12 protein-coding genes are annotated in these 15,360 nt (G+C 74.4%); 5 read left to right on the forward strand and 7 right to left on the reverse strand.

Features of this window, described 5'->3' with window-relative positions; genetic code table 11:
• Window positions 1-232: 232 nt before the first annotated feature.
• From kal to kamD, 3 genes are read right to left on the reverse strand one after another with little or no spacing between them, the layout of a single operon-like run.
• Window positions 233-628, reverse strand: coding sequence for a 3-aminobutyryl-CoA ammonia lyase (gene kal, locus ABT299_RS19660; RefSeq protein WP_387018603.1), 396 nt, complete (start codon window positions 626-628; stop codon window positions 233-235).
• Window positions 625-1,476: a lysine 5,6-aminomutase subunit beta gene (kamE, locus tag ABT299_RS19665; RefSeq protein WP_387018600.1), complete on the reverse strand. Its 852-nt coding sequence runs from the start codon at window positions 1,474-1,476 to the stop codon at window positions 625-627. Before kamE ends, kal begins: the two co-directional genes overlap by 4 nt.
• On the reverse strand, window positions 1,473-3,095 hold the full coding sequence (kamD, locus tag ABT299_RS19670) for a lysine 5,6-aminomutase subunit alpha (RefSeq protein ID WP_500251616.1): 1,623 nt from the start codon (window positions 3,093-3,095) through the stop codon (window positions 1,473-1,475). Before kamD ends, kamE begins: the two co-directional genes overlap by 4 nt.
• A 369-nt stretch (window positions 3,096-3,464) precedes the next feature.
• On the opposite strand from kamD, the gene ABT299_RS19675 reads away from it, so the two are divergent.
• Together ABT299_RS19675 and ABT299_RS19680 are read left to right on the forward strand one after the other, a co-directional pair.
• Window positions 3,465-4,235, forward strand: coding sequence for a bestrophin-like domain (locus tag ABT299_RS19675; RefSeq protein ID WP_500251617.1), 771 nt, complete (start codon window positions 3,465-3,467; stop codon window positions 4,233-4,235).
• 2 nt (window positions 4,236-4,237) lie between these two features.
• Complete coding sequence (locus ABT299_RS19680) at window positions 4,238-4,924, forward strand: hypothetical protein (protein ID WP_500251618.1); 687 nt, start codon at window positions 4,238-4,240, stop codon at window positions 4,922-4,924.
• Between the two features lie 159 nt (window positions 4,925-5,083).
• Here the strand turns inward: ABT299_RS19680 and ABT299_RS19685 are convergent, their stop codons facing one another.
• Window positions 5,084-7,432, reverse strand: a complete 2,349-nt coding sequence (locus ABT299_RS19685) for an ATP-binding cassette domain-containing protein (protein ID WP_500251619.1) — start codon at window positions 7,430-7,432, stop codon at window positions 5,084-5,086.
• Between the two features lie 72 nt (window positions 7,433-7,504).
• Complete coding sequence (locus ABT299_RS19690; protein ID WP_190864396.1) at window positions 7,505-8,305, reverse strand: SAM-dependent methyltransferase; 801 nt, start codon at window positions 8,303-8,305, stop codon at window positions 7,505-7,507.
• 101 nt (window positions 8,306-8,406) lie between these two features.
• Here ABT299_RS19690 and ABT299_RS19695 point away from each other — a divergent pair, with 101 nt between their 5' ends.
• Complete coding sequence (locus tag ABT299_RS19695) at window positions 8,407-10,032, forward strand: SpoIIE family protein phosphatase (protein WP_500251620.1); 1,626 nt, start codon at window positions 8,407-8,409, stop codon at window positions 10,030-10,032.
• A gap of 41 nt (window positions 10,033-10,073) precedes the next feature.
• On the opposite strand, the gene ABT299_RS19700 is transcribed toward ABT299_RS19695, so the two are convergent.
• Window positions 10,074-11,405, reverse strand: a complete 1,332-nt coding sequence (locus ABT299_RS19700; RefSeq protein ID WP_190864400.1) for a DUF2252 domain-containing protein — start codon at window positions 11,403-11,405, stop codon at window positions 10,074-10,076.
• A gap of 53 nt (window positions 11,406-11,458) precedes the next feature.
• On the reverse strand, window positions 11,459-12,514 hold the full coding sequence (gene kdd / locus ABT299_RS19705; protein ID WP_500251621.1) for an L-erythro-3,5-diaminohexanoate dehydrogenase: 1,056 nt from the start codon (window positions 12,512-12,514) through the stop codon (window positions 11,459-11,461).
• Window positions 12,515-12,670: 156 nt separating this feature from the next.
• On the opposite strand from kdd, the gene ABT299_RS19710 reads away from it, so the two are divergent.
• Window positions 12,671-14,071 carry a KamA family radical SAM protein gene (locus tag ABT299_RS19710; RefSeq protein ID WP_500251622.1) on the forward strand — a complete coding sequence of 467 codons (1,401 nt, stop codon included), beginning with the start codon at window positions 12,671-12,673 and terminating at the stop codon, window positions 14,069-14,071.
• Window positions 14,072-14,135: 64 nt separating this feature from the next.
• Entirely contained in the window at window positions 14,136-15,332 is a 1,197-nt protein-coding gene (locus ABT299_RS19715) for a cytochrome P450 (protein WP_500251623.1), read from the forward strand.
• Window positions 15,333-15,360: the final 28 nt, after the last annotated feature.

Genomic DNA, 15,360 nt, shown 5'->3' on the forward strand with positions numbered 1-15,360 from the left:
CCCGCCGCGGCGCGGTGCCCGGTGGCGACCCGGGCGGCCGATCGGTGAGTCCCGTGCTGGACTGCAGCAAAACTACCGGCTTCGCGGCCCTTGTCAACCGCCGCATGTTCTGCGGCGACTCTCTGTTCTCCCAGCTCAACACCATGATCGCAGGTCACCGCCATTTCGGTCCCGGACGCGCCGATCCGGCCCCGTGGCGCGTCCCGCGCCGGGGGCCGGACGGCCCGGCGGATCAGCCGCCGGGCGCGGGGACGACCACCGTGCCGGTGGCGGTGACGGCCACGATCGGCTCGGCCAGCACCTCGGCGGACGACTCGCCCTTGTCCGGGCGGCCCCGGCACACCACCCGGGCCTCGAAGTCCAGCGTGCGGCTGCGGGTGCCCACGCGGGTGACGACGGCGGTGGCCTCCAGCACGTCCCCGGCCCGGACGGGCGCGCGGAACTGCACGTCGGAGTAGGAGGCGAACAGGCCCTCGTCGCCGTCGGTGCGGATGCACACCTCGGTGGCGACGTCGCCGAACAGGCCGAGCATGTAGGCGCCGTCGACCAGGTCGCCGGCGTAGTGGGCGTGGGCGTAGGGCACGTAGCGCCGGTGGGTGACGGTCAGGCCCTCGCGGGGGTCGCTCATCGTCCGTCCTCTCCTTCGTCGTCGTCCGCCTGCCGGGCCTCCCGCACGGCCTGCCCCGGGAGCAGGGCGTGGACGAGGTAGCTGGCGACCTCGGCGGGCGTAGTGCCCTTGCCGAAGATCCGGTCGACGCCGAGGTCCTCCTCGGTGACGGTGTCGAACCGGGGCCCGCCGACGACCAGCAGCGGGCGCCCCATCCCGGCGGCGACGGCGGTGGGGTACTCGGCGTGGAACGCGGCGGCCATCTGCTTGGTGTTGTGCAGGTGCGCGTTCTTCTGCGTGACGACCTGGGAGACCAGCACGGCGTCGGCGTTCTCGGCCTTGGCGCGCTCGACGAGCTCCTCGACGGTGACCTGGGCGCCCATGTTCACCACCTGGATCTCCCGGTAGTACTCCAGGCCCTTCTCCCCCGCGAACCCCTTGACGTTGAGGATCGCGTCGATGCCGACGGTGTGGGCGTCGGTGCCGATGCACGCGCCGACGACGACGAGCCGCCGGTTCAGCGCGCCGCGGATGGCGAGGTTGACCTCCTGCGAGGACAGCAGCGGGTACGCGCGCTCCTCGGGGACGGGGATGGAGGCGTAGTCGATCAGGTGCCCGACCCGCCCGTAGACGATGAAGAAGGTGAAGTCGGGACCCATCGGCTTGGCGTGCACGACGCTGGCGGGGTCCAGGCCCATCTTCCCGGCCAGCTGGAGGGCGGCGGCGTCGGCGCGCTTGCCCGCCGGGACCGGCAGGGTGAACGACATCTGGACCATGCCGTCGCCGGTGGTGTCGCCGTAGGGGCGGATCACCTGGCGGGTGTCGGCGGGCTGAGCCGGGGCCTGCGTCCCGGGCGTCTCGACCGTCATGCGGGCACCTCCTGGGCGTCGGCCGTGCTGTGGTGAGCGTGCGGGTCCTCGGTGTCGAGGATCTCGATCGCGGGGTTGACGTAGCCGTCGGCGCGCTCGACGACGCCGTCCAGTCCCTTGCCGCCGTCGGGCGGGCGGCGGGTGACGCCGAAGGTCCCCTCGGCGATCGCGGTGAGCAGCCCGTCGTCGCTGATGCGCTCCAGCAGCTCGACCGACTCCGACAGCACCTGCCTCGCCCGCTGGACGATCATCCCGTCGGGGCGGGGCATGAAGTCCTCGGCGAGGGCGCCGCAGGCGTCGCGGACGTAGCGGACGTTCTCCAGCGCGAGGTCGCGGTCCGACAGCCAGGGGGTGTGGATGCCCTCGGTCATCATCCCGATCAGGATGATCGACTGCCCGGTCAGCACCCCGGCGAGGTTGAAGAAGGCGTCCAGCAGGTAGCCAGCGAAGATGTTGCCGGTCATGTGCTTGGTGGGCGGCATGTACTTCAGCGGCGCGCCGGGGAACAGCTCGCGGACGAGCTGGGCGTGCGCCAGCTCCAGCCGGAACGAGTCGGGGATCGCCGGGTTGATCTCGAAGGCGTGGCCGAGGCCGAGCTGGGCGTCGGAGAGGCCCGCCTCGTGCCCGAACCGCTCGTTGAGCAGCTGGCTGACGATCACGGTGTGCGCGGCGTCGACCGCGTCGGCGGTGGTGAGGTAGTTGTCCTCGCCGGTGTTGATGACGATCCCGGCGCGGGCGTGGATCTGCCGGGAGAAGCGCTGGTCGATGAAGGTGCGGCGGGGGTTGATGTCGCGGAAGATGATGCCGTACATGCAGTCGTTCAGCATCATGTCCAGGCGCTCCAGCCCGGCGAGGGTGGCGATCTCCGGCATGCACAGCCCGGAGGCGTAGTTGGTCAGCCGGACGTAGCGGCCGAGCTCGCGGGACACGTCGTCCAGCGCCGCGCGCATCAGCCGGAAGTTCTCCTGGGTGGCGTAGGTGCCGGCGTACCCCTCGCGGGTGGCGCCCTCGGGGACGAAGTCCAGCAGCGACTGCCCGGTGGAGCGGATGACCGCGACCACGTCGGCGCCCTCGCGGGCGGCGGCCTGGGCCTGCGGGATGTCCTCGTAGATGTCGCCGGTCGCGACGATGAGGTAGACGAGCGGGCGCGGCGGGTCGGCGGCGTCCGGCGTCGGCAGGCGCCGCAGCAGCGCGTCGCGCTCGGCGCGGCGGCGGTCGATGCGGGCGATGCCGCCGCGGGCGGCGGCGGTGGCGGCCTCGCGGGCGTGCGCGGCGTCGGTGCCGGCGGGCAGCCGGAACGACACGCGGCCGCGGGCGGCGGCCTGCGCGAGGTCGCCGAGGGTCCGGTGCGGCCCGGTGAGCAGCGCGTCCCACACCGGGAGGGCGAGGCCGTGCTCCAGGCCGACCTGGTCGCGGACGGCGTCGGCGAGGTGGTTGGCCCAGGGCAGGCCCTCGTCGTCGGCGCCGGTCAGCCCGGCCAGCCGCAGCAGCGCCCGCTCAACCGAGACGGTGGTGTGGGAGCGGGCCATCCGGATGATCGGTTCCGCGGCCCGGGCGGCGAGCCGCCGGGCGGCGGCCACCACCTGCGGATCGAGGTCCAGCTTTCCCTGCGGCGCCATTGCCGTCTCCCCTCACGCTGCCGCCCCTCTCAGGCCGGTTACCGACAATCGTCCTTCTATGCGAGTTCTCTACCGGAGATCTTCCGGCATCTGAACCACAAATCGCAAGAACTAACAGCGGATACTGCGGCCACGGGTGTACGCCGCACCTTCCCCTCCAGTCCTTCCCCACCCGCGGACGCGCTCCCCCGCCGGGCGAAAGCCCATCCGGGGCCAGCCTTTGCTCCCCGGCCCGGACACCGGGCTCACTTCCAGGTGAGGACCAAAGGGAAACCAGAGACCGGACACGTTTCGTGAAATTACAATCACCGACAGTGGCATGCGGGCGGGGACCCGGCTCCGCCCGCGCACGTCCGGTTCTGGAGGGGCATGATCATTTATATTGCGGCCGCCGTGTGCGCCGTCATCGTGGTGATCCTCGCGAGCCGGCTGGTGCGGCGGGGGCGGCACGGCGTCGACGACCCCGACCCCGACGGCCCCACCACCGCGCACACGGGGGCGATGCTGTCGGCGCTGTTCCTGCTCGCGTTCGCCATCGCCATCGTGGTCCCGTGGACCTCGGCCGACTCCGCCCGGTCCAACACCTACGCCGAGAGCCAGGCGGTCGTCGAGGCGTACTGGGCGGCGTCCCGGCTGCCCGCCGCCGACGCCCAGCAGATCCAGGCCGGGCTCCGGGACTACGTGCAGCTCGTCCGCGGTCCCGAGTGGCGGCTGATGCGCGACCACGACCGGCTCAGCGCCGCGGGGTGGACGAAGCTCGACGCCCTGCGCCGCGAGGTGATGGCCGTCAAGACCCCCACCGACGAGCTCCAGAACGCCCAGGGCTCCGTCCTGGACCACCTCACCGAGATCTCCGCCGCCCGCCACCAGCGGGCCATGGACGCCAAGACCACCCCGCCGGTCGGGCTGCTGGCCGTCACCGTGCTCACCGGCGTCGTCGTGATGCTGCTGCCCCTGTTCGCCGGCGCCAGGCCGCGCGGGCTGACGCTGGTCCCGCTCGCGCTCATGGCGGGGCTGCTGGCCGCCGGCGTCTACCTGGTCTTCGACATCGCGCACGTGTTCCGGGGCGGCCTCGCCGTCCATCCCGACGCGTTCACCGGCGCGGCGGCGGAACTGCGGCGCATCTCCGGAGGTGGCTGAGCATGCGCCGCCTGCCGCTGCTGCCCGCCGCGATCTGCGGCGCGCTCGCGGGGACGCTGGCGCTGCCGACCTGCGCGTCGGCCGAACCCTCGCCCGACCCGTCGTCCTCGTCCTCGGTCACGGTCACCGGGCAGGGCGGCGGCGGGGTGAGCGTGTGCATCGACGGGCTGGTCCACGTGGACGTCGGCCCGGGCGCGCCGGGCTGCGTGAAGCCGCCGGCCCCCGCGCCGGAGCCGCCGCCGAAGCCCGCGCCCCCGCCACCGACGCACGCCCCGCCACCGACGCACGCCCCGCCGCCGACGCACGCGCCTCCCCCCGAGACGCCTCCACCGCCCGAGACGCCCGCACCGCCGGCGACCGAGCCCGCGCCGCCCGCCGCGAAGCCGCCGCCCCAGGCCGCGCCGCCCGTGCACGTCCCCGAGGCGCCCGCGCCCGCACCGGTGCCGAGCCCGCCGTCGCCCGCACCGCCGCCGGCGCGGGCGGCGGCCCCGGCCCCGGCCGCGCCGCACGCGCCGCACGCGCCGCCGAGGAAGCCGAGCCCGTCCGCCTCGCCGCACCCGGTCAACCGGGCCGCGACGTCCAAGCCGAAGACGCTGGAGCGGCGGCGCGACCCGCTCAGCACCTCGCTGGTCCTGGTCGTCATCGCGGTCGTGGTCAGCGCCGGGACGGCCATCGCGTTCGCCCGCTGAACCGGCCGGCCCGCCGACCCCGGTGAGCCCGCGGACGCGGGCGCGACCACCGGGCCGGCGCGTCCCCGCCCGTCCCGCCGCGCCGGGGTCGGGCGGGGGCGCGCCACGCGCACCCCGCACGCAGCGCACCACGCGCACAGCACGCGCGCAGCGCACGCGTCAGCGCAGCCGGGCCTTCAGGTACGGGGCGGTGCGGCTCGCCGGCGAGGCCGCCACCCGCGCGGGCGTCCCCTCGGCGACGACGCGGCCGCCCTCGCCGCCCCCGCCCGGCCCGAGGTCGATGACGTGGTCGGCGGACGCGACCACGTCCATGTCGTGCTCGACGACCACCACGGTCGCGCCGCCGTCCACCAGGGCGTGCAGCTGCCGGTCCAGCAGCTCGGCGTCGGCCGGGTGCAGGCCGGTCGTCGGCTCGTCCAGCAGGTACAGCACGTGGCCGCGGCGGGCGCGCTGCAGCTCGGCGGCCAGCTTGATGCGCTGCGCCTCGCCGCCCGACAGCTCCGTCGCCGGCTGGCCGAGCCGCAGGTAGCCGAGGCCGACGTCGCGCAGCGCCGCCAGCGCGCGGGCGGCCGGGGCGACCTCCGCGAGGAACCCGGCGGCCTCCTCGACCGTCATCGCCAGGACGTCGGCGACGCTCGCGCCGTGCCAGGTGATCTCCAGCGTCTCGGGGTTGTAGCGCGCACCGCGGCACACCTCGCACACCGCGTAGGTGGACGGCAGGAACAGCAGCTCCACCGACACGAACCCCTCGCCCTGGCAGTTCTCGCACCGGCCGCCCGGCATGTTGAACGAGAACCGGCCGGCGCCGTACCCGCGCGCCCGCGCCTCATCGGTGGCGGCGAACCGCTTGCGAACGGCGTCGAACAGGCCGGTGTAGGTCGCCAGGTTGGAGCGGGGCGTGCGCCCGATCGGCCGCTGGTCGACCCGCACGACCCGCTGCACGTCGCCGCCCGCCTCGGCGTGTTCAGCGAGCACGTCCACGAACGTCGACTTCCCCGACCCCGACACCCCGGTGACCGCGGTGAACACGCCGAGCGGGACGTCGGCGTCCAGCCCGCGCAGGTTGTGGCGGGTGACGCCGCGCAGCTCCAGCGCCCCCGACGGCTCGCGCGGCGCCCGCCGCGGACGGGCGGCCGCCCCGAACAGGAACCGGCGCGTGACCGACTCCGGCACGTCCCGCAGGCCCTCGACGGGCCCGCTGTGCAGGATCCGGCCGCCGTGCACGCCCGCGCCGGGACCGACGTCCACGACCCACCCGGCGCGGCGCACCACGTCCATGTCGTGCTCGATGACGAACAGGCTGTTCCCCGCCGCCTTCAGGCGCTCCAGCACCGTCATCAGCGCCTCGGTGTCGGCGGGATGCAGGCCGGCGGACGGCTCGTCCAGCACGTACACCACGCCGAACAGCCCGGACCGCAGCTGCGTCGCCAGCCGCAACCGCTGCAGCTCCCCCGCCGACAGCGTCGGCGCCGGGCGCGACACGGCGAGATACCCCAAGCCCAGCTCCTCCAGCACCTCGATGCGGGCGGTCAGGTCGCGGGCCAGCACGGCCGCGGGCCCGTCCCCGGCCAGATGCGGGCGCAGCACGTCCGCCAGCGCCGACAGCGGCAGCGCGGCCAGCTCGGCGATGCCGCGGCCGGCGAAGGTCACCGCCAGCGCCTCGGGCCGCAGCCGCCGCCCGCCGCACACCGGGCACACCGCCGCGACCAGGAACGACTCGGCGCGGCGGCGGCGCGCCTCGCTCTTGGAGTCGGCGTAGGCGCGCAGGACCAGCCGCTTGGCGCTGGAGTAGGTGCCCTGGTAGGGGCGGTGGATGCGGTGCGCCTCCCGGACCGGGTGGACGGTCACGACGGGCTGCTCGTCGGTGAACAGGATCCAGTCGCGCTGCTCGCGGGGCAGGTCCCGCCAGGGCCGGTCGATGTCGTAGCCGAGGGCGTCCAGGATGTCGCGCAGGTTCTTGCCCTGCCAGGCGCCCGGCCACGACGCGATCGCCCCCTCGCGGACGCTCAGCGACGGGTCGGGGACCAGCGACTCCTCGGTGACCTCGTGGACCTCACCGAGGCCGTGGCAGCGCGGGCACGCGCCGGCGGCGGTGTTCGGCGAGAACGCGTCGGAGTCCAGCCGCTCGGCGCCCGGCGGGTACTCCCCCGCCCGCGACATCAGCATCCGCAGCGAGTTCGACAGCGTCGTCACCGTCCCGACCGACGACCGCGACGACGGCACCGACCGGCGCTGCTCCAGCGCCACCGCCGGCGGCAGCCCCGTCACCTCCTCGACGGCGGGCGCCGCGACCTGGTGCAGCAGCCGCCGCGCGTACGGCGCGACCGACTCCAGGTAGCGGCGCTGCGCCTCGGCGTACAGCGTGCCGAACGCCAGCGACGACTTGCCCGACCCGGACACGCCGGTGAACGCCACCAGCGCGTCGCGTGGGATCGCGGCGTCCACGCCGCGCAGGTTGTGCTCGCGGGCGCCGCGCACCCGCACGAACGGGTCGTCGGCGGCCTGCATGATCAGCACACTACCGGCCCGCCGCCGCGCGCCGCCGCGCGCCGGCGCGCACCGCCGCGCCGGGGCCGCAGGTCAGGGGCGGCGGCCCACCCCGCCGAACACCAGGAACCGCTCAGGGTCCCGCACCTCGTCGCCGTCGTCGGGACGCCACAGCGGCACGTACACCAGGCCCGGGTCCAGCAGGTCCCAGCCGTCGAAGAAGCGCAGGATCTCCGCGTGCGACCGCGACACCGCCGGGGAGGTCGCCCGGTCGTACAGCTTGCCGATCGCGGCGGTCTTGCCCGGCTGCGCCTCGTGGGTGAGGTGGGACAGCACCAGGTGGCTGCCCGGCGCGCCCGCGTCGCGCAGCGCTGCGGCGATCCCCGCCGGGTCCTCGTCGTCCTTCACCAGGTGCAGGGCCGCGACGAGCAGGAACGCCACCGGCTTGGACAGGTCGACGACCCGGTTCAGCTCGGCGTGCTCCAGGATCTCCGCGGGCCGGCGCATGTCCGCCTGGACGACGGTGGCGCGGTCGTTGCCCGCAAGGATCGACCGGCTGTGCGCGACGGCCACGTCGTCGTTGTCGACGTACACCACCCGGGCGTCCGGATTGACACTCTGCGCGACCTCGTGCACGTTGCCCTGTGTGGGGATCCCCGACCCGATGTCGACGAACTGGTCGACGCCGGCCCGCGCCGCCGCGCGGACCGCGCGGCGCAGGAACGCCCGGTTCGCGTGCGCCAGTTCCCGCGCCCGCGGCTCGATCCGCAGCAGCCCGGTCGCGAGGTCACGATCGGACGCGAAATTGTGCCCTCCGCCGAGCAGGAAGTCGTACACCCGTGCGACGCTTGGCCTCTGACTGTCGACCTCGGGTGGGATCCACTCGGAGTCCATGCATCGTCTCCCTTTTCCGCCGAGGGGGCTCGTCCGCGGGGGATTCAGCGTAACGGCAATCACACCGCGGCGACCCTGACGCAGCCGACCGTGAAGGACCGATGTCAGAGCCATTCGCAGCGCACGCCGGCCCGGTGACCGTCCTGCTGACCCCGGACGGCGAGGTCACCGCCTGCGGCGACGGCGCGGCGCGCCTGTTCGGCTGCCCGGCGGCGGCGGCCGTGGGCGCGCGGCTGCCCGAACTCCTCGGCGCCGCGTCCGCCGAACCGCTCGAGGCGGCGCTCAAGCAGGCCGCGGCGGGCCGCCCGTGGCGCGGGACGCTGCCGCTCGCCGGCGGGCCGCTGGAGGTGTCGTGCGACCCGATGGCGGCCGGTTCCGGCCGCACCCTGGTGGCGCTGACCGTCGCGCCGCCCTGGGCGGCCGGGCTGGAGCTGCTGAACGAGGCCGGCCGCAGGATCGGCTCCACCCTGGACCTGCACCGCACCGCCGCGGAGATCGTCGGGGTGACGGTGCCGCGGTTCGCCGACGCGGGCGCCATCTACGTCCTGGAGTCGCTGCTGGCCGACGGGCGGCCCGCCCCGCCCGCCGGCGGCGCGGGCGGCGCGCACGGACCGGCGGTGGTGCGGCGGCTCGCGATCGCCTTCGCCGAGGACGACCCGAGCGGCTGGGCCCGCGAGTTCCCCGTCAACGAGGTCATCGTCTACCCGCCCGACACCCCCTACGCCCAGTGCGTCGGCGGCGCCCGGATGGTCGAGTTCGGCAGCGACGCCATCCCGGACGCGATCGCGCACCGCACCGGCCCGGCCATGGACGGGCTCCTCGACCACGTGTCGCTGCTGGCGGTGCCGCTGGTGGCGCGGGGACGGGTGCTGGGGTTCGCGGTGTTCAGCCGCAAGCGCGGCCGCCCCGCGTTCGCGCCCGCCGACACCGCGCTCGCCGCCGAGCTGGCGGCGCGGGCCGCGACGTGCGTCGACAACGCCTGCCTGTACCGGCGCGAGCACCGCACGGTGACCGCGCTGCAGGCGACCCTGAAGCCGGGCCGCGTCACCGCGCCCGCCGGGCTGGAGATCGCGCACCGGTACGTGCCGGCGGGCGGCGACGTCGGCGGCGACTGGTACGACGTCGTCCCGCTGCCGGACGAGCGGGTCGCGGTCGTGATCGGCGACTCGGTCGGGCACGGGGTGACCGCGGCCGCCGCGATGGGCCAGCTGCGGATCGCCGCGCACACCCTGGCGGGCGGCGGGCTGCCGCCCGCCGAGGTGCTGACCCGGCTCGACACGATCGCGCAGGGCCTGGACGCCGCGCAGTTCGCCACCTGCCTGTGCCTGGTCTGCGACCCGGCGACGATGCGCTGCGAGCTGGCGTGCGCCGGGCATCCGCCGCCGCTGCTGGCCCTCGCCGACGGGACGGCCCGGCACTTCGCCGTCCCGCACGGGCTGCCGCTCGGGGTGTCGGACCCGGCGCACCCGCCCGAGTACGAGCAGCTCTCCGCGGTCATCCCGGCGGGCGCGACCCTCGCGTTCTACACCGACGGGCTGGTGGAGAGCCGGATGCGCAACGTCGACGAGGGCATCGCCCGGCTGGCGTCCGCGCTCGTCGCCTCGCGGTCGGAGTCGCTGGAGGCCACCGCCGACGGCGTCCTGGCCCTGCTGCCCGACCAGCAGGGCCACGACGACATCGCCCTCCTCCTGGTCCGCGCCGCCGCCCCCGAGAGCGCGAACCGCTGACCCGGCCGGCTGACCCGGCCGGCCGACCGGGCCGGCGGTGGCTACAGGCCGGGGATCAGGTGGTTGCGGAAGGCGTCGACGAAGTACTCGTGGTCGCGGCGCACGACCTCGGCGTAGCCGGTGCCGAACGCGACCATGTCCTCGACGAACGCCGACTCGTCGGCGCCGATCACCGCGTTGATGGCGTCCTCGACCTGGAACCCGACCAGGGTGTGGTCGGAGTCGGTGTCGGACACGCAGTGCACCTTGGCGGTGGCGCGGCCGAGATCGTCCAGGACCGACAGCATGTCCTCCGGCTCGGTGAGCCCGCCCCAGTCCAGGTCCTCCTCGTAGGGCGACAGCTCCTGCACCACGTAGCCGACCCCGTCGATCTGGGTGTAGCCGAGCCACGGGTCGGTGTTGGCCTGCAGCGCCCGCCGCGACACCGCCGTGCGGTGCCCGTGGTGCTGGAAGTACTCACGGATGCGCGCGTCGTCGACGACCCGGCTCGGCGCGGCGACGTTGCCCTGCTTCATCGACAGGATGACGTCGTTCTCCAGCGCCTGCGTGTTGCCCTCCACCAGGATGTTGTACGCCGACAGCCCCGCCGACCCGATCCCGAAGCCGGACGCGCCGACGATGTCCTTCACCTGGTAGGTCAGGCTGCCGAACCGCTTCTCCGACGGGATGGTGCGCAGGTAGTCCTGGTAGGCGGCCTCGACCTTGGCGCGCTCGGCGCCGTCCAGGCGGCGGACGCCGGCGCGGTCGCGGAACCGGCGGTCCGGGCCCTCCACGACCGTCATGCCGTCCAGCAGCCCGATCCGGGTGCCGCCCATCGCCTCGATCAGCACGTCCCGCACGTAGCCGTCGGAGTTGTCGAGGGTCAGCGCGAACTTCTCGTCGCCCTCGTGGGCGGCGAACAGGCGGACCTGGTCGACGTAGGCGCGCACGTAGGTCTCGATGAGCCGCCGGATGTCGGCGTCGGAGATCGCCTTCTGCCAGGCCAGCAGCGCCAGGCTCGCCACGAGCCGCTTGACGTCCCAGGTGAAGTGCCCGACGTAGGCCTCGTCGAAGTCGTTGACGTCGAACACGAACACGCCGTCGTCGTTCATGTAGGTGCCGAAGTTCTGCGCGTGCAGGTCGCCCTGGATCCACACCCGGCTCGTCCGCTCGTCGGCCCACCGGTCGTCGTCGTGCTGGACGTCGGCGTAGAACAGGCAGGCGCTGCCGCGGTAGAACGCGAACGGGTCGGAGGCCATCTTGCGGAACCGGCGGCGGAACTCGGCGGGGCTGCGCTCCATGAGGTCCGAGAACGCCTGGACCAGCACGTCCACGATCTGCGTCTGCCGCTCCTTGGGATCGCGCCCGTGCAGTTCCCCGATGACGCTCGCCATGCTCTCTCCCTCGATGATCACCTGATCCCCGCCGCTTCCGGGGGATTCGGCGATCATTCTGCCGAATCCGCCCCCGCCCGGGCGGTGAACAGCGGGAGAAGGGCCGGTTCCGACCGCAACAGGCCGAGCGCGGTCTCGGCGTGGCCGGGGACGTAGCCGTTGCCGATGAGCATGGTCACGTCGGCGGCCAGGCCCTCGGCGCCGAGCGCGGCGGCGGAGAACGACGTCGCCATCGAGAAGAACACCACGGTCCCGCCGGGCGCGGTGGCGAGGATCGCGCCGTGCTCGCAGCCCGGCACGTCCACGCACACCACGGTGACGTCGGCGGGCTCGCCGATCGCGGCGGCGACCGCGACCGGGTCGCGGGCGTCGGCGCGCACCACGGCGTCGGCCAGGCCGGTCGCGGCCAGCCGTTCCTCCTCCTCCGCGGTGGGGACGAGGCCGATGGTGCGGGACGCGCCCGCGCGGCGCGCCGCCGCCAGCGACAGCGAGCCGCTCTTGCCGGCGCCGCCCAGCACCGCCACGACCGGGCGTTCGCGGGCCGCGACGACCCGCTCGGTGAGCGCGGGCGCGCCGCACACGTCCATCACGGCCAGCGCGACCGGCACCGGCAGGTCGGCGGGCAGGACGGCGGCGATGGAGCGGGCGAACAGGATCGCGTGGCCGTCGGCCGGGACCTGCTCGGACCGGCCGTCCCAGCGGGCCAGTCCGTCGGTGACCGCGAGCGGGGTCAGGGTCAGCGAGACGAGGGTGGCGACGCGGTCGCCGGGCTCCAGCCCGAGCGGGGAGTCCGGGCCGACCTCCTCGACGGTGCCGACGAGCATCCCGCCCGAGCCGGTGACCGGGTTGTGCATCTTGCCGCGCTCGCCGATGATCCGCAGCACCTCGGCGCGGATCGCGTCGGGGTCGCCGCCGTGCGCGGTGTGCAACTGCCGGTAGGACGCGGCGTCCAGGTTGAGGCGCTCCACCCGGACGCGGACCTCGTCGGGGCGGATCGCCGGACCGGTGTCCAGCCGCGCCGCCGCCTGCGGCAGCACGCCCGCCGGCTCCAGCACCCGGTGCAGCCCCACCGCGGTCCCCGCTCCCGCCGCCGTCCCGGTTCCGCTCATCCCCGCGCCCCTTCGCAACGTCCGTGTCCCGTGTGATCCATGGTGATGCCCCGGAAGATATACCGAGTACCTCTGGTTTCAGTGGAAGTCTTCCCGTAACGTCGGCTCCATACAAGACTTTTATGCGATCGATGTGACGCGAGGAGGCGGTCGACGATGACCACTGCCCTGCATCCGGACCCGGACGCGGCCGTCCGCGGCGCCGCGGCCCACCGGGACGCGGCGCGCCAGCCCTACGCCTACCGGCGCCGGCCGCTGGAGGAGCCCGACTGGCGGCGGCTGCCCGGCTGGAAGGACGTCACGGACGCGGAGTGGGAGTCGGCGCAGTGGCAGCGCTCGCACTGCGTGAAGAACCTCCGCCAGCTCCGCGGGGTCATGGGCGATCTGCTGGACGAGTCGTTCTACGCCGACCTGGAGCGCGACCAGGCGGAGCGGGCGACGATGTCGATGCTGCTGCCGCCGCAGATGCTCAACACGATGGACACCTCGTCCACCGAGGCCTTCTACGCCGACCCGGTGCGCCGGTACATGCTCCCGGTGTTCAGCGACCGGCGCACCGACTGGCCGTCGCATCCCTACGCCACCCGCGACTCGCTGCACGAGGCGGAGATGTGGGCCGTCGAGGGGCTGACCCACCGCTACCCCACCAAGGTGCTGGCCGAGCTGCTGCCGACCTGCCCGCAGTACTGCGGGCACTGCACCCGGATGGACCTGGTCGGCAACTCCACGCCGAACGTCGACAAGCACAAGTTCACGATCCGGCCGCCGGACCGGCACGAGGCCATGCTCGACTACCTGCGCCGCACGCCCGGCGTCCGCGACGTCGTGGTGTCCGGCGGCGACGTGGCGAACCTGCCCTGGCCCCGGCTGGAGTCGTTCGTCGACGCGCTGCTGGACATCGACAACATCCGCGACATCCGCTTGGCCAGCAAGGCGCTGATGGGCCTGCCGCAGCACTGGCTGCAGGACGAGGTCCGCGCCGGGATGGAGCGGCTGGCGGCCAAGGCGCACGAGCGCGGCGCGCAGATCGCGATCCACACCCACGTCAACGCCGCCGGGTCGGTGACGCCGCTGGTCGCCAAGGCGGCGCGGGCGATGCTCGACACCGGCATCCGCGACGTCCGCAACCAGGGGGTGCTGCTGCGCGGCGTCAACGACTCCCCCGACGCGCTGCTCGACCTGTCGTTCGCGCTGCTCGACGAGGCCGGCATCATGCCGTACTACCTCTACATGTGCGACATGATCCCCAACAGCGAGCACTGGCGGCTCGCGGTCTGGGAGGCGCAGGAGTTGCAGCACGCCATCATGGGCTACCTGCCCGGCTTCGCGACCCCGCGCATCGTGTGCGACGTCCCCTACGTGGGCAAGCGCTGGGTGCACCAGCTGGCGGACTACGACCGCGAGCGCGGCGTGTCCTACTGGACGAAGAACTACCGCACCGGGCTGGAGCTGTCCGATCCGGACGCGCTGACGCGCCAGTACGAGTACTACGACCCGATCTACACGCTGCCCGATCGCGGTCAGGAGTGGTGGCGGGAGCGGGCCGAGGCGGCGTGACCGCCCGGCGCCTTTACAAAGTAGATCTGTTCCGGGGGCGATCGGGCGGAATATCCTCGGACGGGTGACCTCTGAGCCGACGTCCCCTTTCCCGATCGGCGCCGCCGCGGCGGTGGCCGACCTGGAGGACGACCCGCATCCCCTGCTGGCCCGCCTGCGCGCCGCCGAGCCCGTTTCCTGGCTGCCCGCCCTCGGCGGCTGGCTGGTCACCTCGCGTGACCTGGCGCAGCGGGTGATGCGGGACGCGGCGGCCTTCACCGTCGACGACCCGCGCTTCTCCACCGCGCGGGTCGTCGGGCCGAGCATGCTGTCGCTGGACGGGCCCGTCCACGCCCGGCACCGCGACCCGTTCGCCCGGCCGTTCCGGCCCGCGCGGACCCGCGAGCGGTTCACCGCGTTCGTCGAGGCCGAGGTCGCGCGGCTGGTCGGCGGGCTCGCGCCGGCCGGCCGCGCGGAGCTGCGCGGCGAGCTGGCCGGCCCGCTTGCCGTCGCGGTCGTCGCCGAGGCGCTCGGCCTGGAGGGCGTCGACGCCGCGACCATCCGGTCCTGGTACGGGGCGTTCGTCGAGGCCGTGTCCGCCATCACCGCGGGCGGGGACGCGCCCGCCCGTGCGGACAAGGCGTACGCGCTGCTGCGCGCGGCCGTCGAGAAGGCGATCAACGAGAAGGCGGTCACCGCGGACGCCCCCGGGTCGCTGCTGGCGGAGGCCGCCGCGGACGGGGCGGGCCTGACCACCGCCGAGGTCGTGGCGAACGCGGCCATCCTGATGTTCGGCGGCATCGACACCACCGAGGGGATGATCGCCAACACGGTGCTGCACCTGCTGGGCCACCCCGGCCAGCTCCGGCTCGTCCTGGACGACCCCGGCCTGCTGCCCGCCGCGATCGAGGAGTCGCTGCGGCTGGAGCCGTCGGCGTCGGTCGTCGACCGCTACGCCACCCGCGACACCGCCCTCGGCGGCGTCACGGTGCGCGCGGGCGACCTGGTGCGCGTGTCGATCGCGGGCGCCAACCGCGACCCCGCCGTGTTCCCCGACCCCGACCGGTTCGACGTGCGGCGCGCCAACGCCGGCGAGCACCTGGCGTTCGCACACGGTCCGCACTTCTGCTTCGGCGCCCATCTGGCCAGGCTGGAGGCCCGCACCGCGGTCGCCGCGCTGCTGGAGCTGCCCGGCCTCCGGCTCGACCCGTCCCGCCCGGCGCGCGCGCACGGGCTGGTCTTCCGCAAGCCGCCGCACCTGCACGTCCTCTGGGACCGATAGCGGCCGCACGGGCGCGGGCGCGGCGGGC

It is taken from the genome of Spirillospora sp. NPDC000708 (genome assembly GCF_040299565.1).
GTDB lineage: Bacteria > Actinomycetota > Actinomycetes > Streptosporangiales > Streptosporangiaceae > Spirillospora.